The organism is Streptomyces sp. NPDC058231, assembly GCF_042882275.1.
Classification (GTDB): domain Bacteria; phylum Actinomycetota; class Actinomycetes; order Streptomycetales; family Streptomycetaceae; genus Streptomyces.
Map to the genome: position 1 here is coordinate 36,173 of NZ_JBHVWN010000018.1, position 22,418 is coordinate 58,590.

The 22,418-nt window shown below is 72.5% G+C and carries 15 protein-coding genes and 1 pseudogene; 6 read left to right on the top strand and 10 right to left on the bottom strand.

All coding sequences use genetic code 11. From position 1 onward, the window contains the following. Positions 1-78 precede the first annotated feature (78 nt). From ACFVXE_RS15470 to ACFVXE_RS15485, 4 genes are all read right to left on the bottom strand, one after another. Positions 79-2,067, bottom strand: a complete 1,989-nt coding sequence (locus tag ACFVXE_RS15470) for an NAD-binding protein (RefSeq protein WP_389671648.1) — start codon at positions 2,065-2,067, stop codon at positions 79-81. A gap of 39 nt (positions 2,068-2,106) precedes the next feature. Continuing rightward, positions 2,107-7,032, bottom strand: coding sequence for a DNA repair ATPase (locus ACFVXE_RS15475; RefSeq protein WP_389671649.1), 4,926 nt, complete (start codon positions 7,030-7,032; stop codon positions 2,107-2,109). A 163-nt stretch (positions 7,033-7,195) separates the two neighbouring features. After that, positions 7,196-9,301 (bottom strand): flotillin family protein, encoded by a 2,106-nt coding sequence (locus ACFVXE_RS15480; RefSeq protein WP_389671650.1) that lies wholly within the window; start codon positions 9,299-9,301, stop codon positions 7,196-7,198. Between the two features lie 125 nt (positions 9,302-9,426). After that, positions 9,427-10,080, bottom strand: coding sequence for a hypothetical protein (locus tag ACFVXE_RS15485; RefSeq protein WP_389671651.1), 654 nt, complete (start codon positions 10,078-10,080; stop codon positions 9,427-9,429). A gap of 291 nt (positions 10,081-10,371) precedes the next feature. Here ACFVXE_RS15485 and ACFVXE_RS15490 point away from each other — a divergent pair, with 291 nt between their 5' ends. Both ACFVXE_RS15490 and ACFVXE_RS15495 read left to right on the top strand, forming a co-directional pair. Next, positions 10,372-11,442 carry a PucR family transcriptional regulator gene (locus ACFVXE_RS15490; protein ID WP_389671652.1) on the top strand — a complete coding sequence of 357 codons (1,071 nt, stop codon included), beginning with the start codon at positions 10,372-10,374 and terminating at the stop codon, positions 11,440-11,442. Between the two features lie 95 nt (positions 11,443-11,537). Continuing rightward, positions 11,538-13,076, top strand: coding sequence for an MFS transporter (locus ACFVXE_RS15495; RefSeq protein ID WP_389671653.1), 1,539 nt, complete (start codon positions 11,538-11,540; stop codon positions 13,074-13,076). A 73-nt stretch (positions 13,077-13,149) separates the two neighbouring features. Here the strand turns inward: ACFVXE_RS15495 and ACFVXE_RS15500 are convergent, their stop codons facing one another. From ACFVXE_RS15500 to ACFVXE_RS15515, 4 genes and pseudogenes are all read right to left on the bottom strand, one after another. Beyond that, on the bottom strand, positions 13,150-13,524 hold the full coding sequence (locus ACFVXE_RS15500) for an SAV_915 family protein (RefSeq protein WP_389671654.1): 375 nt from the start codon (positions 13,522-13,524) through the stop codon (positions 13,150-13,152). A 487-nt stretch (positions 13,525-14,011) separates the two neighbouring features. Further along, positions 14,012-15,199 (bottom strand): annotated as a pseudogene (locus ACFVXE_RS15505) (cation:proton antiporter); the annotation flags it as partial. A 2-nt stretch (positions 15,200-15,201) separates the two neighbouring features. Further along, a complete protein-coding gene (locus ACFVXE_RS15510) occupies positions 15,202-15,672 on the bottom strand; it encodes a cation:proton antiporter regulatory subunit (RefSeq protein ID WP_389671655.1) in 471 nt (156 codons plus the stop codon). Positions 15,673-15,823: 151 nt separating this feature from the next. After that, positions 15,824-16,309 carry a peroxiredoxin gene (locus tag ACFVXE_RS15515; protein WP_389671656.1) on the bottom strand — a complete coding sequence of 162 codons (486 nt, stop codon included), beginning with the start codon at positions 16,307-16,309 and terminating at the stop codon, positions 15,824-15,826. A gap of 97 nt (positions 16,310-16,406) precedes the next feature. Between ACFVXE_RS15515 and ACFVXE_RS15520 the strand changes: the two genes are divergently transcribed. From ACFVXE_RS15520 to ACFVXE_RS15535, 4 genes are all read left to right on the top strand, one after another. Beyond that, complete coding sequence (locus tag ACFVXE_RS15520; RefSeq protein WP_389671657.1) at positions 16,407-17,144, top strand: alpha/beta fold hydrolase; 738 nt, start codon at positions 16,407-16,409, stop codon at positions 17,142-17,144. Beyond that, positions 17,141-17,572 (top strand): hypothetical protein, encoded by a 432-nt coding sequence (locus tag ACFVXE_RS15525; protein ID WP_389671658.1) that lies wholly within the window; start codon positions 17,141-17,143, stop codon positions 17,570-17,572. The genes ACFVXE_RS15520 and ACFVXE_RS15525 overlap by 4 nt, the downstream gene beginning before the upstream one ends. A gap of 189 nt (positions 17,573-17,761) precedes the next feature. Then, a complete protein-coding gene (locus ACFVXE_RS15530) occupies positions 17,762-19,528 on the top strand; it encodes a SpoIIE family protein phosphatase (RefSeq protein ID WP_389671659.1) in 1,767 nt (588 codons plus the stop codon). A 71-nt stretch (positions 19,529-19,599) separates the two neighbouring features. Further along, positions 19,600-19,989, top strand: coding sequence for a hypothetical protein (locus ACFVXE_RS15535; RefSeq protein ID WP_389671660.1), 390 nt, complete (start codon positions 19,600-19,602; stop codon positions 19,987-19,989). A gap of 14 nt (positions 19,990-20,003) precedes the next feature. Here ACFVXE_RS15535 and ACFVXE_RS15540 read toward each other — a convergent pair whose 3' ends face one another. Beyond that, the gene (locus tag ACFVXE_RS15540; RefSeq protein WP_389671661.1) at positions 20,004-20,852 is read right to left on the bottom strand and encodes a GNAT family N-acetyltransferase; all 849 of its coding nucleotides are present in this window, start codon (positions 20,850-20,852) and stop codon (positions 20,004-20,006) included. 48 nt (positions 20,853-20,900) lie between these two features. Then, entirely contained in the window at positions 20,901-22,229 is a 1,329-nt protein-coding gene (locus ACFVXE_RS15545) for a hypothetical protein (RefSeq protein ID WP_389671715.1), read from the bottom strand. Positions 22,230-22,418: the final 189 nt, after the last annotated feature.

Consider the following 22,418-nt stretch of genomic DNA (forward strand, 5'->3'; position numbering starts at 1 on the left):
AGCGGCGACACGTCTCGCCGGACGCCGGAGCGACACGTCGGAGCAGTGCGCCGGGGCGACACGTCTGCGCGGCATGTCTCAGCGGTACGTCATCGAGCCCCGCCTGCGCAGCAGTTCGGCGAGTCCGCGCCGGGTGGCCGCGATCACCACACGGTCCTCGGCGCGGAGCACGTACCCGGGGTGCAGGTTCCAGGCCAGGCCCGAAGGGCGGTCCTCGGCGCCGGCCGCGGCTCCGGCCGGGCCGGGGCGGCGGTCCTCGCGCGGGGTGGTGTCCAGGGCCAGCACCCGCCACGCCCCCGCCCGGAACGCCTGCTCGACCGTCCTGCCCTCCAGTTGCGGGTGGCCGCCCACCTCGATCGCGGCGAACAGCATCACCTTCCGTTCGACCGGGATGGCGCCCAGGATCTGCCGGCCCATCATCGCGACGGCGAAGGACGGGGCCGCCAGGTGGGAGACGGACCGGGACCGGGTCACCGCCTGCGGGTGGGCGGTGCGCAGGGTGCGGTAGACGGCGGTGGCGAACTCGTCGTCGAAGAGCCGCAGCGCCACCCGCAGGTCGGGCTTGACCGAGCGGGCGTAGAGGGCGGCCTCCAGATTGGTGGTGTCGGCGCTGGTCAGCGCCAGCAGGGCCCGGGAGCGCTGGATCTTTGCCGCTTCCAGGACGCCCTCCTGAGTGACGTCCCCGAGGACCACCGGTACGTGCAGCCGCCGGGCGACGGGTATGCCGCGCGCCGCCGGGTCGTCCTCCACGCACACCACGGGGATCTCCAGCTCGCGCAGCCGGACCAGCACCCTCGTACCGATCTTGCCGAGTCCCAGCAGCACCACATGGCCGGAGAGCCCGCGCGGCGGGCGGCGCAGCGACGAGGCCGTGCGCAGCGAGCCGAACGCTTCGAGGACGCCCGCGACCAGCAGCGGCAGCAGCATCAACCCGGCGACTCCGGACAGCAGTTGGATGACCTGCCGGGCGGTGGAGTCGCCGATCGCCGGGTCACCCATCCCGAAGAGGTCGAGCAGGGTCAGGTACGCGGCGTGCAGGGGATGGTCGCCCGTGGTGAGGGTGGAGGCCACGGCGAGGGCCAGTACCGCCGAGCCGACACCCAGCGCCGACCAGCGCAGACGGCGCGAGAAGATCTGGCTCAGCGGAGCGCCGCGGCCCCTCATGCGCAGCGTCGGATCGCCCGGTCCGGCCTCCCGGACCGTTTCCAGGACCACCGTGCGACGACCGGTCGCGGCGGCCACCTGCTCGTGGCCGGGCAGGAGTTGGGGCCCTTCGGAGCCGCTGACCTCCGAGCCCTCGGCGCCTGCCGGGTCGTGGGTGGTGGAGGAGAGCAGGGCGAGGGTGCACAGGCCGGGGTCGGCGACCTCGCCGGCCCGGGGCGGGGTCCTTTCGACGGCTCGCAGGAGCAGTCCTTCCGCCTGGACCACCTTGCTGGAACCGGTGAGCGCGGTCGCGGCGAGTGCGGGGGCTGCGGTGTCGGCGTCGGAGAGGACGGTGGTGGACGCGTCCAGTGCCGACGGGTCGAGTCCGGGGGCGGCCACCGCGGCAGCCTGGTCGAGGAGGGTCTCCAGGTACTGGCCGAGCTTGCGGTTGTAGAGCCGGATGACCAGCCGGAGGCGCGGGTTGAGGCGACGGGCGGTCAAGGCCGCACGGATGTTGCGTTCGTCGTCGTCGTAGACGAGCGCGAGCGCGGCGGCGGTGTCGACGCCCGCCTCCTCGAAGGCCTCGTCGGAGGGTTCGGCCGCCTCCAGGATGCGGACGGCGTCGACCCCGGCGGCGGTGTCGGAGCTGTCGGCGGCGCCGTTGCCGCCGTTCGCCAGGTTGCGGTTCATCGCCGCCGACATGCGGCCGAACAGCGTGGTGGCGCGCCCCTGTTGGGTCAGTGGCAATTCCGGCCGGCGCGGGTCACGCCCCGGCGGGAGCAGCAGCGTGACCCGCTCCCCGTAGACGTACCGCAGCTCCACCGCCAGCCGCCGGGCGAGCGCGTCGTCGCCGCAGACGACCATGTGGCCGCTGAAGGGGGAGCGTTGGGCCTGCTGGGGAAGTGTGGACACGAACCCCAGCATGCCTTGCTCCCTCCCCGGTGTCCGGCCGATGCGGGCCGCTCAGTGATCTTCGTGTGCGGTGGTGCCGGAAGACGCCGCGTGCCGGGCGCCCGCGGGTGTGTGCCGAGGGTCCGACGCCCGGACGATCGCCGACTCGACCGCCGCGATCCGGTCGGAGAGCAGGCCCAGCGCGGCGACCGCGCGCGTCATGGGGTCGCCGTCCGGGCCGCCGAGTGCCTGGGCGCGTACGTACGAGGCGGTGACGGCCGCCCGGCGCTCGGCCTGTGCGGGGGTGAGGGTGCCGCGCAGGGCGGCGAGTTTCAGCAGGTTGGCCTCGGCGCCGGTGGTGAGCGTCTGGGCCTCGCCCGCGTAGTGGTCGTCGATGACGGCGGCCAGTTCCGCGTCGTTCATCACCGGCACGATCCGCTCGGCGATCTTGTTCATGTCGCGGTACGAACCCTGCAGCCGGAACGGCGGTTCGGTGCGCGTCGCGTCGGTCTGCGCGGCCGAGGCGATGTACGCGGCGTTCACCGCGAGCACCGTGTCGCGGGCGCGCAGGAGGTGGCGCAGCACGGAGACGATGCTGTCGACCTCGGCCGCTGCGTAGGGGTGGTCGAGGCGGTTCGTGCGGGCGCCCGGCGAGGTGTGGGTGCCGGAGGCCAGCCGTACGAACACCGCGAGGTCCTCCCGTGAGCGTCCGGCGAGCGGGGCCAGCACCGGGTTGGCGGCCAGCGCGTTCTCGACGAAGCTCAGCGCGAAGACGTCCTCGCGGCCGCTCAGCACCTCGCCCAGGTTCCAGACGTCGGCCCGGTTGGCGAGCATGTCCGGGATCCGGAACTGCTCCCCGGACTCGGTGTACGGATTGCCCGCCATGCACACCGCGAACCGCTTTCCGCGCAGGTCGTAGGAGCGTGGTTCGCCGTCCCGCACGCCCTCGACACGACGGGTGGCGTCGCAGAGCGGAATGAATTTCTGCAGCAGCTCCGGCGAGGTGTGCTGGATGTCGTCGAGGTAGAGAAGTGTGTTGTTGCCCGACTCCAGCGCGAAGTTGATCTTCTCGACCTCGCGGCGGGCGGTCGCGCCGCGCGCCTGCGCCGGGTCGAGGGAGTTCACCTCCCGGCCGAGTGACGGTCCGCTGACCTTGACGAGGACCAGGCCGAGCCGGTCGGCGACGTACTCCATGAGCGTCGTCTTGCCGTAGCCGGGCGGCGAGACGAGCAGCAGCAGGCCCTGCGAGTCGGTGCGCCGGCCGGCGTCCGCGGTGGAGAGCTGCTTGGCGAGGCTGTCGCCGATCAGCGGCAGGTACACCTCGTCGAGGAGCTGGTTGCGGACGAACGCGGACATCACGCGCGGCCGGTGGTCGTCGAGGCGGAGCCGGGCCCGTTCGGCGGCGACGAGGGCGGTGCGCTGCCGCTGGTAGGCGCGGAAGGCGGGCACGGTCTCCGTGCGGAACCGTGCGGTGCGGGCCAGGAGTTCGTCCAGGCGTACGGTCAGCCGGCCGCGGTCGATGCGTGGGTGACTGCCGAGCAGCCCGCCCACCGCCACGGTGAGCGGCGCCTCGCAGTCATAACGGGCGAGCTCCGGTTCCGGGCAGAGCTCCACGGCGACCGCCTCCGCCAGATCGCCGCCGGAGATCTCCGCGCCGCTCGCGGCGGCGTACGAGGCCAGCCAGCCCTCGACGAGCTGGCGGCGTGCGGGAAGGTCGTCGCGGAGAGCGGCGAGGTCCTCGTCGTAGGCCGGTGTGCCGGTCGTGCGGCGGAACTTGTCCAGGAAGGTGCGGGCGGCGGCGCTGGTGACGAATCCGGCGGGTCCGGAGGTCAGCTCCTCGAACAGGTACGCGGCGACGGCGTCCGCGTCGTCCGTCGCGATCCGGGCCGCCCACTCCTCCCTGAGCGTGCCGATCGCGGGCGTCGGTCCGAACGTCTCACGCGCCCGGGCCAGCGAGGTGGCCCGGCGCGTCCACGACGTGCGCAGGGCGTCGTCCGCGCCGTACGTCCAGAAGAGCTGCGCCGCTGACCGCACCGACGGCGGGACGCGCAGCAGGCCGGCCCCGGCGTGCAGCCGCAGCAGCGCGGTCAGGATGGCGGTGGCGTCCTCGTCGTGGACACCCCGCTGGTACCCCTCGTCGTACGCGGCTGCCGCCGACTCCCTGACCAGCGACGTGAGTTCGTCCGGCTCCCGGGCGGACAGCGCTTCCGCGCCGTGCTCGTCGAGGAGCCGGGCGGCGAGGTGTTCGGCGCGGTAGACGGACGGGGACTCGGACGGCAGCAGCTGGTCCCAGTACGGGTGGGTGGCCTCGAAACCGGGGTCGGTGACCGGCGCCCGGTAGTCGGTTCCGGTGACGGCGAACACGAGCCGGTCCCCGGACGGCACGAGCGTCAGATCGAACGGCTGGGTGTTCACGGCGAACCGGTGCCGGCCGAGCCGGACCGTCGCCCCGCCGTCCGCGAACAGCTCGCTGCGGTCGCGCAGCGCCCGTCCTGCTTCCTGGCGTGCCGCCTTGAGGCGCCCGTCCAGCTCCTCGGCCCGCACCGGGTCGCCGAGCTCGCGCAGCTCCTCCGCGGTCCGGCGGACCTTGGCGACCATCGGGTCGGAGGCGAAATAGGTGTGGACGGCGTCCAGGTCGGGGAGGGCGGAGACTCGCCGGGAGACCGTCTCCAGGACCCTTGCCGCCGACTCCGCCAGCCGCTCGGCGCGGCGGGCACGGGCGTCCTGCAGTGTCTGCTTGCGGGCCGAGAACGCCTCGTACACCTCGGCCCGCCGCCCGGCCAGCTCGGCGAGGAAGTCGTCGAACTCGGAGAACCGGGACTCCAGGTTCTCCAACTGGAGCAGCAGACGCCCCAGGTGGTCGTCGCACGACTCGGGGGAGTCGGCGGCCGCCAGTGCGCCGGTGACCGCCTGCCCGAGCAGCGCGAACTCGGCGGCGAACTCTGCCCGCCCTTCCTGGTCGATGAGTTCGCGGCGGCGCGCGTCGAGTGTGGCGCGGGCCCGGTTGACGCCGCCGAGCACCTCGGCGATCCGCTCCAGGATCGAGGTGCGGACGGTCGCGTCACCGATGTCGAGCCCGGCGACCACGTCGGTGACCGTCGCCAGCCCGTCCGTCATCTCCGTCAGCCGGCTGCCGAGCTCGGCGGCCCCGGCGACGGTGGTCATCGCCGACGCGTCGGCGGTGAGCCGGGCGACGTCCTGGTGGTAGCCGGCGAACGCGTCGTCCCGGCTCAGGAAGGCGATCGCGCGTCTCGCCGCGGAATCGAGGTCGGCGGCGGTGGCGGCGCCGAGCTCGGCGATCCGGTCGGTGTCCGCATACCGCATCTCGGCGAGCGTCGACAAATGACCGTGCGCGCGCCTCAGTTCGGTGAGCTGGGCGACCCAGGCGGCGGCGGTGCGCGGTGCCTCGCCGCGGATGCGGCGGACCAGGGTGGTGAGCCGGTCCGCGGAATCGGTGAGTGCGTCGGTGGCCTGCCGGGTCAGCTCCCGCACCGTTTCGAACTCGGTGAGCACCTGCTGCGCGGTGTCCCGGAGCTCGGTCAGCGGGGTGCCCAGCGCGCCGAGTTCGGGATCGTCGAGCCAGTGGTAGCGGTCGGTGGCGCGGGTGCAGTCGTCGATCAGGCGCGCGTACACCGCCGTGGTCGGCGTGGTCTGCGACGCGCTGTTCGCCAGGGCGAGGCAGTCGGAGACGGCGCGGACGAGGTCCGCGTTGCCGACCCGGGCGAGCGGACCCGTTCCGGCGGGCCGGGCCGCTGCGTAGGTGTCGGAGACGTACGGGGTCTGCCAGCGCTGGACCGCGTGCACCCGGGCCGGTTCGGCCGCCGCGGAGTCCTTGAGGAGGACGAGTGTGCCGTCGTCGAGCAGGGCGTGGCCACGGCAGAGCAGCGGAGTGGTGACCTCCTGGCGGATCAGGTCGTAGGGCAGCAGCAGGCCGCGGCTCCCGTCCCGGGAGCGGAAGACGTACAGCACGTCCTCGCCGCCCGGCGAGCGGACCGCCCCTTCGAAGACCGGGTCGGCGAGCGGCTCGGCGATGTCGAAGGTCCTGGTGGTGCCGGTGGTCAGGTGGATGCCGCCGGGAAAGATGATCCCCTGGTCCTCGGGGAGCCGGTGGCAGGCGGGACCGATGGCGTCCAGACGCCGCACGGTACCGAGCAGCGTGTTGAAGACCAGGTGGCGCCAGGAGTCCTCGTTGTACGGGCGGATCCGCAGCAGGATCAGCGACCCGGTCTCGGCGTACTCGACATCGGCGTCGGCGAGGGATTGGAGGGGCTCGGTGACCGGCTCCTGGTAGATCCCGTCCGGGGTGTCGGTGTCGTCGGTCGTCTTGACGGTCAGGGTGCCGCCGAGTGTGTCGACGAAGAGGGCGCCGCTGTCGCCGATCGCGATGTGCGGGTGGCGTCCGGGGACGTGCGACTCGCGGCCCGTGACGGTCCAGGTGAAGTCGTGCGACGGTGGGAAGACGTGGTCGCGGTCGCCGCGTGCGTCGAGGAACGCGCCGGGGGAGCCGTCCGGGGCGAGCGCCCAGCGCAGCACCCGGATGTCGTCGGCGTTCTCACCGGTACGGAACACGGCGAGGAGCCGGCCGTCCACCCGGCGCAGCCGGACCAGGGCGGCATCGCGGTAGTAGCGGTGCAGGCCGGTGAATTCGCGCACGAACGCCTCGTCGGCCAGGAGGGTCCCGTCGCCGCTCCCGGCGAGGTCCGGACCGTACAGCGCGAGCACGTCGCCGACCGCCGCCTCACCACGGGCCCCCGGCCCGCGCGTGAAACCGAACAGCAACTGCCCACCCACCGCGGTCAGATCACGTGGTACGGACGGCTGTTCCGTGCGGATCCGCTCGGTGGCCAGCAGACGCATCACCTCCGAGCCGAACTCCTCGGTGCGACGGGCGTTGAGCGCCTCGGCGCGTCGGGCGAGCTCGGCGGCCTGCCCGGTGAGGCGGCGCCGCAGCACGTCGTAGGTGCCCGCGTCGACGGTCGGGGTGGCTTCGGTGTCCATGCGTACGGCTCCTGCGAATCTGCTGGTTCGGCTTGCGCGGCCTGCGGACCCGTCCGTCCGCGGGCAGCGCCGCGGCCCGGTCGGTCCCGGCGCGCGCGGTGGGCGGGCCCGGGCGGACGTCGCCGGTCGGTCCGGGCACAGGGCGGGCCCGGACCCTTCCCGACTACGCCACCGGCGATCCGTTCCGCGACGCCGGGACGTTCGTCAGCGCCCCGACCGGCAGGTCAGCCAGGCCGAGCTTCCGGGCCGATTCCAGGAGTTGCTGGACCTGACCGGCCCGGTCCCCCGCTCCCGGCGCGCCCATCATCCGCATCAGCAGCGCCGACACCGTCAGGTTCTGCACATCGCCCGACGTCACCGATCCCAGCACCCGGGTCAGGTCGTCCGTGAACGACGACGTGCCGTCGAGCCAGGGTCCGGCGAGTGCCTTCGCCGTGTCCGAGTTCGCCACGAACGCGTCCACGCCCTTGCCCAGCGAGATCGACTGGACGAGCCGGTCGAGGAAGACCGAGTCCCCGCCGACGATGTCGATGTCGGCGTTCTCCAGACCGGTCGCCAGGACCGTCGCCTGTGCCTCGGCGACCTGCCGCTGCACATCGAGTCCGGCCAGCCGGATCTCCTTCTCGGCGGCGAGCCGCAGCCGGTACTCCTCGTGCCCGCGCGACGCGTCGTCCAGCGCCGCCATGGCGGCCGCCTTCTCCGTGAGCCCGGCCGCTTCGGCCTTCAGCTTCTCGCCGATCATCGCCGCGTCCGCGGTGGCCTGTGCCTGCGTACCCTCCGCCGTTGCGAGGGCCTTCAGCCTCGACCCCTCCGCCTCGGCCCGGAGCCGGGCGGACGTGGCCTCGGCCTCGGCGAGACCGGTCTTCTCGATGACATCGGCCGCCGCCTCCCGCACCTGCACCTCGGCGAGGCCGGGCGCCGCGGACTCCGCCTGGACCCCCTCGGCGAGCCGCAGCTTCGCCTGCGCGTCCAGGTCCGCGCTCTTGAGCCGGGCCTCGGCGAGCGTCAGCTGCTCGGCCGCCCGGTGGGTGGCGGCCGCCTCGGCGGCCTCCGCCGCCTTGATGTCCTTGACCAGCTTCTCCTGGGCCTCGGCCTCGGCGGCGATGATCACCGACTTGCGGGTGCGCTCCGACTCCTCGACGGCGCGCAGCGTCTTGATGGACTCCTCCTGCTCGGCCACCGTACGGTCCACCGCGATCCGCTCCCGGATCACATCGGCGACCTCGCGGCGCTCGGCCTCGACCTCCTTCGTCGCCGCGATCCGGTTGAGCTCGGTCTGCCGCTCACGCCCGATGACCTCCAGCAGCCGGTCCTTCTCGATGCGCTCGTTCTCCACCGCGATGACCCGCTCACGGTTCTTCTGCGCGACGGCGATCTCCCGGGCCTGGTTCTCGCGCTGGATGCCGAGCTGCTCCTCGGTGCGGATGAACGCCGTCTGCGCGCCCAGCCGTTCCTCCTCCTGGACCCGGGCGGTCGCCGACTCCTCGCGGGCCCGCAGCGTCTCCACCTCGCGCCGCTGCTTGATCTCGGCCTCGGCCTGCCGGCGCTCCAGCTCCAGAATGGTCTCGCGGGCGTCGACGTTCTGCCGGGTGATCTCCTTCTGTTCGGTGCGCTGGTACTCGTTGGTGCGCACATGCTCGATCGCGGTCAGCTCGGTGATCTTGCGGATGCCCTGCGCGTCGAGGATGTTGGCGTTGTCCAGCTGGGCCATCGGTGTCTGTTCCAGATGGTCGATGGCCGCGTCGTCGAGGTGGTAGCCGTTCAGGTCGGTGCCGATGACCCGGATGATGCGGTCCCTGAACTCCTCGCGCTTGGTGTAGAGATCCACGAAGTCCAGCTGCTTGCCGACGGTCTTGAGCGCCTCGGCGAACTTGGCGGCGAAGAACTCCTGGATGGCGGCCTTGTCGCTGGCCCGCTCGGTGCCGATGGACTGGGCGACCTTGATGACGTCCTCGACGGTCTTGTTGACCCGTACGAAAAAGTTGATGTGGATGTCGGCGCGGATGTTGTCCTGGCAGATCAGGCCCTCGCGCCCGGTGCGGCGGAGCTCGATCGTCTTCACCGAGATGTCCATGTACTCGGCCTTGTGCAGCACCGGCAGGACGACGGCGCCGGTGAAGGTCACGTCGACCTTCTTGGTCTTGGAGATGATCAGGGCCTTGCCCTGCTCGACCTTGCGGAAGAGCCGGCTGACGACGAGCAGCAGAGCGATCGCGATGAGCAGGACCACGGCGACGAGCACACCGAAGCCCAGGGAGATGGCGTCCATGACAGTCCTTGGCGGGTGGTGAGGAAGGTGAGAGGCGGAGAGGCGGCCGGGGCGACGGGGCCGGGCGCACCGGACCACGGATCCGGGCACGGCCGGCGCCCGGCCCGCCGGGTACGGCGGACGGCTCAGCGGGTGCGCCGCGTCCGGGCGCGCGGCAGCGGCTTCGGCGGTCCCGGGTCGAGCGTCACGTCGTACGGCGAGACCCAGAAGAACTCGCCCTCGTCGTCATACGCGTACAGCAGCCCGGCGCTGCCCGCCGTGAACACCGCTTCGCCGGGCTGCGGCAACTGCCTGACCTGCACGATCGCGGTCGAGCCGTCGGCTGCCGCGACCTCGGCCTGCCCGAAGTCGGAGCTGACGGAGCCGGTACGGATCGTGCAGACCCGGCCGATGAAGTCCCGCCGGGACGGCGGGGGTTCGGCGGGGAAGTGTCGGCGGTAGCGGAGCACGAGGATCCGGGCCAGGGCCCAGGAGACCACCAGCGCCCCGGCGAGGACTCCCCAGCCGATCGCGGTCCGTGCGGTGTCGGTGGCGGCGCTGCGGTGCAGCAGGACCGTGCCGGTCAGGCCGGTGAACCAGGCGACGGCCACCATCAGGGAGACCGGGACGGCGGCCGGCACACCACCGTGCCCGGCCGGTCCGGCGCCGAGGTTCGTCTCGAAGGAGTGGTGGTCTGCGGCGCCGGCCAGCACCAGCAGCCAGAAGCAGACGACCACGATCAGCGCGGCACCGAAGAGGACCGCGGGGAAGGAGAGTGCGGCGTCCAGGAATTCCTGCATCGGTCCACTCCCCCCTGCGTGCGAGTGGGGTGCGGAGGGCGGGACAGCAGGGGGTGACCCCGGTGCCGCGGCGTCCGGTCGTGCCACGCCGCGGCTGCCGGGCCTTCCCCCGTCCCCCGCGATTTCCCCCGTGTTCCCCCGGTTGGTGCTGAGCCCGATCATGACAGCCGACGCCGTCGTACCGCACTGCCGGAATCCGGCAATCTTCGCGCGCCCTTGATGCCGGGCACCGGCACGTACCCCGCTGCGTTGAGTGGGTGTCAGTGACGCATCAAAAATGGAGGCAGGGGCGTGCCGGAGTCCGCAATTCCCGACGAGTATCTGGAGGACTACACCCGCACCCTGGGCGACGTCGCCGCGACCGGCCGGCGGCTGACCCGGGGTGAACTGGACGCCCGCCGCGCGCTCGGCGGGAGGGCGGCCGAGGCCGGATTCCAGCTGCGTGCCCTGGTCGGTCTCCATCTGGCGGCGACCCGTGCCGCGTGGCCCCACGTCACCGCAGGCGACCCCGGGTCCGCCGACTGTGTGCTGGCCGCGGTCGAGCAGGCCGTCGACGCGTTCGCCGACGGGTTCGAGCGCGCCCAGCGGATCACCGTTCGGCTGGAGGAGGCGGCGCGCCGGGAGTTCGTCGACGACCTGCTGTACGGGCGCAGCGACCTGGGCCGGCTCGCCGAGCGGGCCACCCGCTTCGGGCTGCGGCTGTCGCGCGCCCACGCGGTCGCGGTGGCGACGGGGCCGCAGGCGTACACCGAGAAGGACGTGGCGCCGCGCAGTGTGGAGGCGGCGCTGCTCGCCCGTTTCGACGGCCGGGAGATCCTCCTCGCGACGAAGGACGGGCGGATGGTCTGTGTCGCCCCGGCCTCCCAGCCGGACGTCCTGAACTATTTCGTCAAGCAGTCGTACGCGGCGACGGACGGCGGCCGGGTCGCGGTCGGCCGTCCGCACCGCGGCCCGGGCGGTGTCGTCCAGTCGTACGACGAGGCGCTGGCCGCACTCGACCTGGCGGACCGGATGGAGCTCCAGGATCCGGTTCTGTACGCCGCCGACCTGCTGGTCTACCCGGTACTGGCCCGGGACCGGCAGGCCATGGCCGATCTGGTGCGCAGTCAGCTGGGCCCGCTCCTGGGCGCCCGTGGCGGCGCGGAGCCGCTGCTGAAGACGCTCTCCGAGTACTTCGACACGGGCTGCGTGGCCGCCGAGACGGCGCGCCGGCTGGCATTGAGCGTCCGAGCGCTCACCTACCGGCTGGAACGCATACATCAGCTGACCGGGTCCGACCCGTCGGACCCGATGCACCGCTACACGTTGCAGACCGCGGTGATCGGCGCACGGCTGCTGGAGTGGCCCGCGAAGGAGCTCTGACCCGACGGCACCACACCCCACGTGCGGGGAGCCTGACCTGCCTCTAGCGTGAGGGGCGGGGGATTTCGGGGTGCGCACCGAGGGAGACCCGGACCATGGCTCGTCACTCACGTCCCGCGCGGGAGCCGTTCCACGGGACGCGATCCGACGTCGGTGCGGGTGGGACCGCCGGGGGCGGCACGCCAAGGGCCACCCTCCCCCACCGGTGGTGGGTGCTCGCGGTGATCGGCCTGGCCCAGCTGATGGTGGTGCTGGACGCGACCATCGTGAACATCGCCCTGCCCTCCGCCCAGCAGGACCTCGGCTTCTCCGACGGCAACCGCCAGTGGATCGTGACGGCGTACGCCCTCGCATTCGGTTCGCTGCTGCTGCTCGGCGGCCGGATCGCGGACCTGGTGGGCCGCAAGATCGCCTTCCTGACCGGTCTGACCGGCTTCGCGGTGGCATCCGCGATCGGCGGCGCCGCACCTGGTTTCGACGTCCTCGTCCTCGCCCGCGCGCTCCAGGGCATGTTCGCCGCACTGCTCGCCCCCGCGGCTCTCTCCCTCCTCACCACCACGTTCACCGTCCAGAAGGAGCGCGCCAAGGCGTTCGGCATCTACGGGGCCATCGCGGGCACGGGCGGCGCGGTGGGGCTGCTGCTCGGCGGGGTGCTCACCGAGTACCTGAACTGGCGCTGGTGCCTGTACGTGAATCTGCTGTTCGCCCTGGCCGCCTTCGTCGGCGGTGCCCGGCTGCTGGCCGCGGGCATCCCCGCCGACCGTCCCGGGCTCGACGTGCGGGGCATCGTCCTGGTCTCGTCCGGGCTCTTCTGCATCGTGTACGGCTTCTCCGACGCCGAGTCGCACCCGTGGGGTTCACCGGACACCTGGGGGTTCCTGCTGGCGGGCGGTGTGCTCCTGGCAGTGTTCGCCTGGTGGCTGACGCGGGCCGCGCATCCGCTGCTGCCCCTGCGGGTGGTGCTGGACCGGAACCGCGGGGCGTCGTACCTGGCGATGTTCATCTCAGGAGGCGGCATGTTCGGCGTCTTCCTGTTCCTCACGTACTACTTGCAGAGGACGCTGGACTATTCGCCGGTCAGCACCGGTCTCGCCTTCATCCCGATGGTCTGCGTGATGATCACGACGTCGATGACGACGACCAATGTGCTGGTGCCGCGGTACGGCGCGAAACCGATCGTGCCGCTCGGTATGGGCATCGCCGCGGCCGCCATGGTGTGGATGACGAGCCTGGACGCGACGAGCAGCTACCCCACCCATGTGCTGCCGGCCCTGCTCGTACTCGGCCTGGGCCTCGGCGCCGTGTTCGCCACGGTGATGAACCTGGCCACCTACGGGGTAGCGGTCCGCGACGCGGGGGTGGCCTCGGCGATGGTCAGCACCAGCCAGCAGGTGGGCGGTTCCATCGGTACGGCGCTGCTCAACACCCTCGCCGCCGGCGCCGCCGCGCGCTACCTCGCCGGACGGCCACCGACCCCCGCCGATGTCGCCCGGGCCCAGCTGGAGAGCTATTCGACCGCCTACTGGTGGTCGGCGGGATTCTTCGTCGTGGGGCTGCTGGTCACGCTGGTCATGTACCGCCGGGGCGCGCCGGTGCCGCAGGTGGTGGAGGAAGCGGCCCCGGTACGGGTCTGAACGCGCCGCCCGCCCCGCCGGTCTCCCCCGGCCGGTCCCGCACCCGGCGTCCAGCCGGGCCGGCCGCTTCTCGTCAACGCCCCGGTGACGTGAGGGTGGTCGGTGCCTCTCGCGGATACGTGCTCCGCCGGCGCGCTTCGGGGGAGCAGGACGCGGGCTGGGCGGTCAGCTGCGGATCGACGGTGAGCACGGTGATGCCGAGTGGAGCGGCGAGGGCACGCAGGGCCGGTTCGGAGAGCCTGATCCAGCGCTGACCGGCGCCGAGGGTGGCGGTCAGCTGCCGTGCGGACGTGAACCCGACGGCGGTGCGCTGGCCGAGAGGGGTACGGAAGAACCGTGCCGTACAACGGGAGATACCGCCGGGGCCCGGCCGGACGGGGACGAAGTACGGTCCGGCCGGAACGGGTTCAAGAGGTTCGGGACCATCCGTTCCGGGGCATTCGGACATGATTGTCTCTCCTCGATGTGGCTGCCTGCATGCCCATCATGACGCCATGTCGCCAACCGGGAGGAACGAGCCCGCCCCTTGAGACACGGGTGAGGCGGGAAGGGTGCGGCCGGGGACTCACCAGGGGGGAGCGGTGAGTCCCCGGTCCGGCCGGGACGGGGTCCGGCGGTCGGTCGGACCGTGGGATGTTCCCGGCGGTCGGAGGGGCGGCCGGGTCAGGGCGCCGGCCCCCGTACCGCGCCGGTCGCCGCGCTCCTGGATCCGGCACCTCCGGCCGGGCCCTGGCCGTCGTCGTCCGCCCGTGTCGCCCCGATGGGGCCGGTGGCCACCGCCGGAACCACGGTGTCCGCGCTCTCGTCGCTGAACGCGACGGTGAAACCGGTGTGGATCCTGTACGCGGCAACCCCGCTCCGACGCAGGTCAGTCGGCGGCCGAGGCGCGCTGCACGACCGGAAGCTCCTCGTGCCCGGCCGGCGCCCCGCCTCCGGGGAGCACCGCCCCCAGGAGTACTGCCCCCGCGGCTCCGCCGTCGCTGGACACCGGCCAACACGGGCTGGGTCCAACGGGCGGTGAGCGGACCGACGATGACGAGAATCAGGACGTACGCCGTGGCGATCGGTCCGATGCGCGGCTCGGTGGCCACGGCCAGCCCGGCGATGACGATGGAGAACTCACCGCGTGCCACGAGCGTGCCTCCGGCCCGCCACCGCCCGCGTGACCCGATCCCGGCGCGCCGGGCGGCGTACCACCCGGTGCCGATCTTGGTGAAGACGGTGACGACGGCCAGCATCAGGGCCGGCAGCAGTACGGGGGGTATCGCGGCCGGATCGGTGGAGAGGCCGAAGAACACGAAGAAGACCGCGGCGAAGAGGTCACGCAACGGCGTCAGCAGTTTGCGGGCCCCCTCCGCCACCTCCCCCGAGAGCGCGATCCCGACCAGGAACGCCCCGACCGCCGCGGAGACCTGCCAGTGCTGCGCCACACCGGCCACCAGGACGGTCAGTCCGAGAACGACGAGGAGCAGCATCTCCGGATTGTCGGAGGACACGGCCCGGCTGATCAGCCGACCGTGCCGCAGCGCCACATAGAGGACCAGCCCGACGGTTCCGAGCGCGACCAGCAGGGCGATACTGCCCCCGGCCAGTCCGGCACCGGCGAGCATCGCGGTGAGCAGCGGCAGGTAGACGGCCATCGACAGGTCCTCGATGACGAGCACGCCGAGGACGACGGGCGTCTCCCGGTTCCCCAGCCGCCCCAGATCCGCCAGCACCTTCGCGATGACACCGGAGGAGGAGATCCAGGTGACCCCGGCCAGCGCGACGGCTCCGACGGGCCCCCACCCGAGCAGCAGCGCGGCCACCGCGCCGGGGGTCGCGTTGAGCACGAAGTCGACGGCTCCGGACGGGTACTGCGTCTTCAGGCTCGTCACCAGCTCGGACGCGCTGTACTCCAGCCCCAGCAGGAGCAGCAGCAGAATGACACCGATCTCGGCGCCGACGGCGGTGAACTCCTCACTGGCGCCGAGGGGCAGCAGCCCACCGTGCCCGAACGCCAGCCCGGCCAGCAGATAGAGCGGAATCGGCGAGAGCCCGATCCGCCCGGCGAACCGTCCGATGATCCCGAGCCCCAGAATGACGGAGCCGAGCTCCACCAGCAGTGCGGTCGTGTCGTGCACGGTCAGCCCTCCGCAATGATCTCGGAGAGCGCGTCGACGCCCTCACGCGTACCGACGACGACCAGCGTGTCCCCGATGGCCAGCCGGAAGTCCGGACCCGGCGACGGATGCGCACTGTGCGTTCGCAGCACGGCCACGATCGACGCGCCGGTCCGCGTCCGGGCCCGGGTCTCCCCGAGCAGCCGACCGCCGTACGGGGAGCGCGTCCCGAGCGGTATGTGCTCGGTGACGAGGTCGATGCCCTCGGTCCGTACGGCGTCGATGGGCGCGGAGTCGATGAGATGGGCGAGCCCGGTGGCCTCCTGCGGCGTCAGAGCCACGGAGAGCCGGCACGAATCGGGATCGTCGCGCTCGTAGAACCCGATGAACCGCCGCCCGTCGTGGTGGACGACGACCGAGATGTGCTGTCCCGACTCGGTGATGTAGTCGTACTGCACACCGACTCCGGGCAGCGTGGTCCGGTGGGTTCCCATGGCTTCCTCCCGAGGAGCGCGGCGGCTCGGCGACGCACTTGGCGATCTCTTTAACCTTCCATTACCTTAACCGGAGACTTGGATCAGGTGAGGGGTGGGCGATTCCGGGCGGAACCACGACTTCCGGCCGGCGCGGCATCCTCGGCCGGTTCTACTCGTTCTTGATCTCGGAGATGCGGCCGGCGAGCGTGTCCAGCGACTGGAAGGTGGCCCCGAGGACCGCCACGTGCTTCCACCGCAGCACGCCGTCCGGCCCGATCAGGAACACGGCGCGGCGCAGCCCGATCCCCGGGGCGGTGATGCCGTACGCCCGGGCGATCTCCCGCCCGGTGTCCGCCAGCAGCGGCATCCGCAGACCGTGCGTGCGGGCGAACGACTCATGGCTGTCCACACCCTGTGGACTGATTCCCCAGACCTCCGCGTCGAGCCCCGTGAAGGTCTCCATGCCGGAGGAGTACGAGCAGAGCTGCTTGGTGCAGACTGCCGTGTTGTCGCCCGGATAGAAGGCGAGCACGACGGTGCGGCCGCGGGCGTCCGACAGTGTGTAGTCGCGGCGTTCGAACGTCTCTCCGTCGAGCGTTCCGCCCGGCAGCGTGAAGTCCGGGACGGGCTGACCGAGTTGTGGTGACGATCCCATGGTGGGTCCCCTTGTGTGCGACACGGGTGCGGTTTTCGGCGATGCTCCGGTACAGCATGCTCGGTACGGTGGTGCCTCCCGCGCGCAGGAGGTACGTATGGCGGACCGGCGGCCACCGGCATCGGCGGCGGTGCTCCTCCTGCACGGCGGCGGCGAGACGGGTCTGACACCACCCCCGGCCGGGCCGCTGAACCTCGCGGCGCTGCGGATGCGGCCGTTCGCCCGGTCCCTGGCCCGGGCCACCCGCGACGGGCCCGTGGACGTACGGGTGCATGAGGTGCGGTACGGCCACCGCGGGTGGAACGGGTCCCGCGCGGATCCGCTGCACGACGCCGTGCGTGCGCTGGACGACGTGCAGGGCGAGTTCGGCGGGATCCCGGTCGTGCTCGTCGGGCACTCGATGGGTGCCCGCGCCGCCCTCCGCGCAGCCGGGCACCCGTTGGTACGGGGGGTGGTCGGCCTCGCCCCGTGGTGTCCGCCCGACGAGCCGGTCAGCCAGCTCGCCGGCCGGGACGTCGTACTTCTGCACAGCACCCGGGACCGTGTGACCAGCCCGGAGGCCTCCCGGTCCTTCGCCACCCGCGCCCGCCGGGCGGGCGCCCGGTCGTGTCTGGTGACGATCCGCGCCAGCGACCATGCGATGCTCCGCCGGGCCCGGGTGTGGCACACGGCGACGACCGGACTGGTGACGGCGCTGCTGGGGCTGTCCGCACTTCCGGCGGCGGTCGACGCCGCCCTGCGGCTCCCGCCGTCCGCCCCGGCGGCGGACGGCACGGTGGACTACGACCGGCTGCGGCGCGCCGCGGGCGAGGCACCGGCAGGGACCCGCCCATGACGTACTTCGCGGACCTCACCCCGTACACGTACGGCCACGCAGCGGGGCAGCCGGAGCCCGGCACGCCGGAAGGGCCGGCCGAGATCAACGTGGGCTGGCTGGAGCCGGGACAGGAGTACTCCGCGTACGACGCGGACGATCCGCCGTACGCGCTCATCGACGCGCTGAAACGCCTGGTCGCCACGGAACGCGTGCACCAGACCCGCGGCTTCCACCTCTGTCCCTGGTGCGTCGACGCGCTCCTGGAACGCTCGGCCGGGGAACGGGCGCGCGCCGCATGTCCGCGCGGCAGCGCGGAGATCCGGGTCCTGGGCGACGGAGTGGAGTACGCCGCACCGGAGTTGGTCGCCCACTACGTCGAGGCGCACCGTTACCTGCCGCCCGCGGAGTTCGTGGCCGCGGTGGCCGGCCGGCGGGACGTGCCGTGACGGGCACCGGCCCGCGACAGCGACCCGGCGCCCGGCGGCGGGGGCGCGGAGCAGGTGCGCGGCCCTCGTCATGGGGACGGAGAGGAAGAGGGCGACGGGGAGGGACGGCAGCCGGTTCGGTCTCCGTCCGCACAGCGGTATGCGGCCACCGCTGCGGATGCGCGCCGGGGCGTTGCGGACGACGATGAAATGCCGGGCAGCAGGGCGGTCCGCGCCCCGCCCCAGGAGGTTCCGTTGCAGGCCGATGCGCACGCTGACAATCCGCCGCCGTTCGACCACGAGTCGCTGGCGACGCTGCTCGACGGCACCACGGCGGGCGTGGCCGTCCTCGACACCCAGCTGCGTTACCTGTACGTGAACCCGGCACTCGAACGGCTCAACGGCATCCCCGCAGCCGAACACATCGGCCGTACCGTCTCCGACGTCCTGCCCTACGTCGACGCGCGGGAGGACATGATGCGGGCGATCCTCGCCGACGGGAAGCCCCGCGAGATCACGTCCAGCGGGCGGACGCCCGCGCGGCCCGGCAGGACCCGCAGGTACTGGCACGGCACGTACCACCGGATGGAGCACGACGGGCACGTGGTGGGGGTCGCCGCGATCATCATGGAGACGATGTCCACGGACGAGGAGCAGCGCGAACTGGAACAGGCGCGGCGCCACCTCGTCCTCCTCGACTCCGCGGGTACCCGGATCGGCACCACGCTCGACATGGACACCACCTGCGCGGAACTCGTCGATCTCGTCGTTCCCGCGCTGGCGGACCTGGCGACGGTCGAGGTCTTCCCGCCGGAGGTGGCGCCGCCCGTGCGGCCGTCGCCGCCCGGCGTACTGCGGCTTCGCCGGGCGGCGATGGCGGCGGTGGCCGGGCTGAAGGAGGAGACGGCGGAGTTCGGGCTGACCGGTGAGTACATCGACTACCAGGAGGGTGCGGCCGTGCAGCGCTGCCTGGCGACGAACCAGTCCGTCGTCGACAACATGGCCGGTGACAGGCAACTCGGCAACTCCGTCGCCAACCCCGAACGGGTCGCGGCCTACCGGGCGCTGGGCATGCATTCGACGGTCATCGTCCCGCTGACGGTACGGAGCCGGCCGCTCGGAGTCCTCGGTCTGGTCCGGGCGGGCGACTCGCCGGTCTTCTCGGACGAGGACGTGGTCGTCGCCCGGGAACTCGCCGGGCGGGCCGCCGTCGATCTCGACCACGCCCGCCGTTACGCGCACGAGCAGGCGATCGCCCTGGAGCTGCAGCGGTCCCTGCTCTCCGAGCCGCGGCTGCCGCACCCGCACATCGAGGTCGCCACCCGGTATCTGCCGGCCGACCGGAGCTCGATGGTCGGGGGCGACTGGTTCGACGTGATCCCGCTGCGGGACGGCCGCCATCTGAAGGCGATCGGCGACGTGATGGGTCACGGGGTGGAGGCGGCAGTCGCGATGAGCCACTACCGCTCCCTGCTGCGGCTGCTCGCCGACGACGAGAAGCCGCCGCACCTCATTCTGGAGCAGCTCGACAAGATGGTGGAACGGTCCGGGCTCGACCGGGCGGCGACCTGTCTGCTGGCCGTCGTCGACCGGTTCGACGGGGTGTGCAACGTGGCGAGCGCGGGCCATCTGCCGCCGGTCTTCATCGACAAGGGCACGGCGGGGACCCGGTTCGGTCATGTGCTGGCGGGGCCGCCGCTCGGTACCGGGTTCGGCGGTTATGCGACGACGGCGGTCGAGTGCGGTCCGGAGACGGTGCTGTTCATGTACACCGACGGTCTGGTGGAACGGCGGGGTGAGGACATCGACGTGTCGGTGCGGCGGCTGGCGGAGCTCACCCTGCCGGAGAGCGGGAGCCTCGACGACCTGCTGGACAACGTGCTGGAGAGGTTCGGTGCCGGCGCGGAGGACGACATCGCGGTGCTGGCCTCGCGGATCAGGATCCGGCGGCCGGGTACGGGGGCGGACGGACCGTAGGCCGTCGCCTCCGGACCGCGGGACCGCCCGCGGAGGGCCCGGTGTCAGTGGGGGCTGCGACGATCGGTGGCATGGAGCACACACAGCCTTTCCTTCTCGCCGACATCGAGGCCGCCGTCCGGGCCGGCTGGGGCGCCGACACGGCCACGCCCGCCCACCGGCCGCACTGGACGCCGGACAATCCGGCCAGGGACCAGTGCGGGGTCACCGCCATGGTGCTCAACGACCTGCTCGGCGGTGAGCTGATCCGCGGCGAGGTCACCGTCGACGGGGTGCGCACGGACTACCACTGGTGGAACCGGCTGGGCATGGGCGTGGAGATCGACCTCACACGTGAGCAGTTCGGGCCGGAGGAAATCGTCTCGGGCGGCACGGTGGTACCCCGGCCGGCGGAGATCGTACGGCTGCGCGAGGAGTACGAGCTGCTCCGCGCCCGGGTGTTGGACGGACTCCGGGGGTAGCGGCGGTTCCCCGCTCAGCCGAGCTCCAGGCTGGTGATGCCGAACAGCCCGGTGTGATCGACGTCGGGCACCGGGCCGGTGTACATGCGGGCGGTCTCGAACGACGGGGTGAGGCCGAGCTGTTCGGCCAGGCGGACCGCCGGCGGATTGATGTCGGGCACGTCGATCGCGATCTCCGCGTCCGGTGCGGTGGCCGCGAGAGCGCTCACCAGCGCGGCGGCCACCTCCGGGGAGGCGGCGTGCAGCGGCCCGATGCGTGACGCGGTGCGGCACGGGCGGAGCACGGCGAATCCGCACAACTCCCCGTCGCTGACGGCGGCGAGGGCGGCGCTCCGGGGTGCGGAGATCCACGGGGCGAGGAAGCTGTCGCGCTCGGCGGGGAAGAAGCGACGGTCGTAGCCGGCCAGCCGGTCGAAGGGGAGCGAGCGGCCGTCGACCAGACGGACGCCGGGCGGGGTGGTGACGCCGGCCGCCGGCCGGCCGGCCCAGCGCATGTTCGTCCACGCCGGAAGGAACCCGGACTTACGGTAGTTGGGCTGTTGGGCGACGACTCCGTCGAGTCCGACGTTGCGCCCGGCGAGCCGGTCCATCCCGGCGCGCCAGACCCGGATGCCGTAACCCCGGCCGCGGAGTTCGGGGCGGGTGAGGTAGAAGCCGAGGAAGCCGTGGCCGGAGCCGTAACGGACGACGGAGACGGAGGAGACGGGCTCACCGTCGAGTCTGCCGATCAGGAAGCCGCGCGGATCGGCGGCGAAGAAGGCGTGACTGTCGGTGCGGCCCGGGTTCCAGCCCTCGGCGTGGGCCCACTCGCCCAGCATGTCGATGTCGTCGGCGCTCGCTGCGGTGATCTCGAATGTCGGCACGGGACAACCTGTACCCGGTGATGGACCGGTTCCACATACGGCGCGGCGTCACCAACCCGTCCAGAGCAAGTGGTTGACGAGCAGGGCGACGACGGCCTGGGCGGTCAGCCAGCCGCGGCGGGTGTCCCGGGGCAGCAGTGCGGCGGCGGGCAGCAGCCAGAGGACGAACGGCTGCCAGATGCGTTCCGTCTCCGCCTTGCTCATCCCGGAGAGGTCCGCGACGAGCAGGGCGAGGAGCGCGGTCAGGGCGAGGAGGCCCAGCCGTCCGGATGCGGTGGTGGTGCCGGTGCGCAGGGCGCGTACGGCGGTGGGGGCACCGGCCGCGGCCCGGCGGAGACCGGCGACGGTGGCGAGACCGGCGGAGATCGTGGTGGCCGCGAGGTTTCCCCAGACCCAGTAGGCGTAGGGGCGGATCCCGCCCGCCCCCTGGTGGTAGCGCTCGACCAGCAGCCGGTACGCCTCCCACCAGTTGAAGCCGGCCAGGGTGAACGCGACCGGGACGACGACTGCCCCCAGCAGGAGGAACGGCAGCGGACGGGCGGTGCGGGTGAGCAGGAGGACGGCGAGGAGCAGGAGCGCGACCAGCGTCAGACCGTACGAGAGGTAGCAGGTGAGGCCGTAGAGCAGCCCGGAGCCGAGGGCGGCCCCGGCGGCCCGGCCCGGGCAGTCGCGATGGGCGGCGGCCAGGGCGAGGAGGGCGACCGACCACGCGGCCACCGCGCAGAACCAGGCATCCGCCGAGGCGCCGGTCCAGACCGCCATCGGCGCGAGGACGAGGAACGGCGCGGCGCGCCGGGCGAGTCCCTCACCGGCGAGGGTGCGCACCGTGACGAGGGCGGCGACGACCGCGGAGCCGCCGAGCACGATGCACCAGACACCGGCCCACCCGCCGCCGCCCAGTCCGATCCGGTCCAGCAGGACGAAGGTGAGCGTGGCGCCCGGTGGATGACCGGCGACATGGGCGGGCCAGTTGCCCGGCGGGCCGATCAGAATGTGCGTGTCGAATCCGCGCAGCGCCGCGCCGATGTCGTCGAAGCGGCTGATGACCTGCAGGTATTCATGTTTCGTGGTGAGCCGTTCGGCGATCCCCCGGCCCCAGCCGTCGATCATCGCCAGAGAGAAGATCCAGGCGAGGCAGGCGGCCCATGCGGTGGCGAGCAGAGCCCGCCAGGGAAGCCGGCCGGCGAGCGCCGGACCGTAGGCGATGACGGCCGCCGCCACGGCGACGGCGGCGGGAGTTCCGGGGCCGGCGTGCGGATACCAGGACGCCAGCAGGGGCGGCCAGTGGACGACGAGACTTCCGTCGGCGTTCTGGACCGCCCGGCCGATCAGTACGGCGGCGGTGACCAGCAGCACGCCCGCGGCGGCGGCGATCATGTCGCACCACCGGCCGGTGGTGCGCCGGCCGCCGGTGCGCTGCTCGTCCTGTTCGTGCTTCTCGTGTTCCACGGTTGTCACGCAGGCACGCTATGCAGGGCGGGGCGGATACGGGCGGTGCCACCGGGGCGCGTCACCGAACCGTCAGATATTGGCCCGGTCGGCCGTCACGGGAGTGATGTCAGAGTT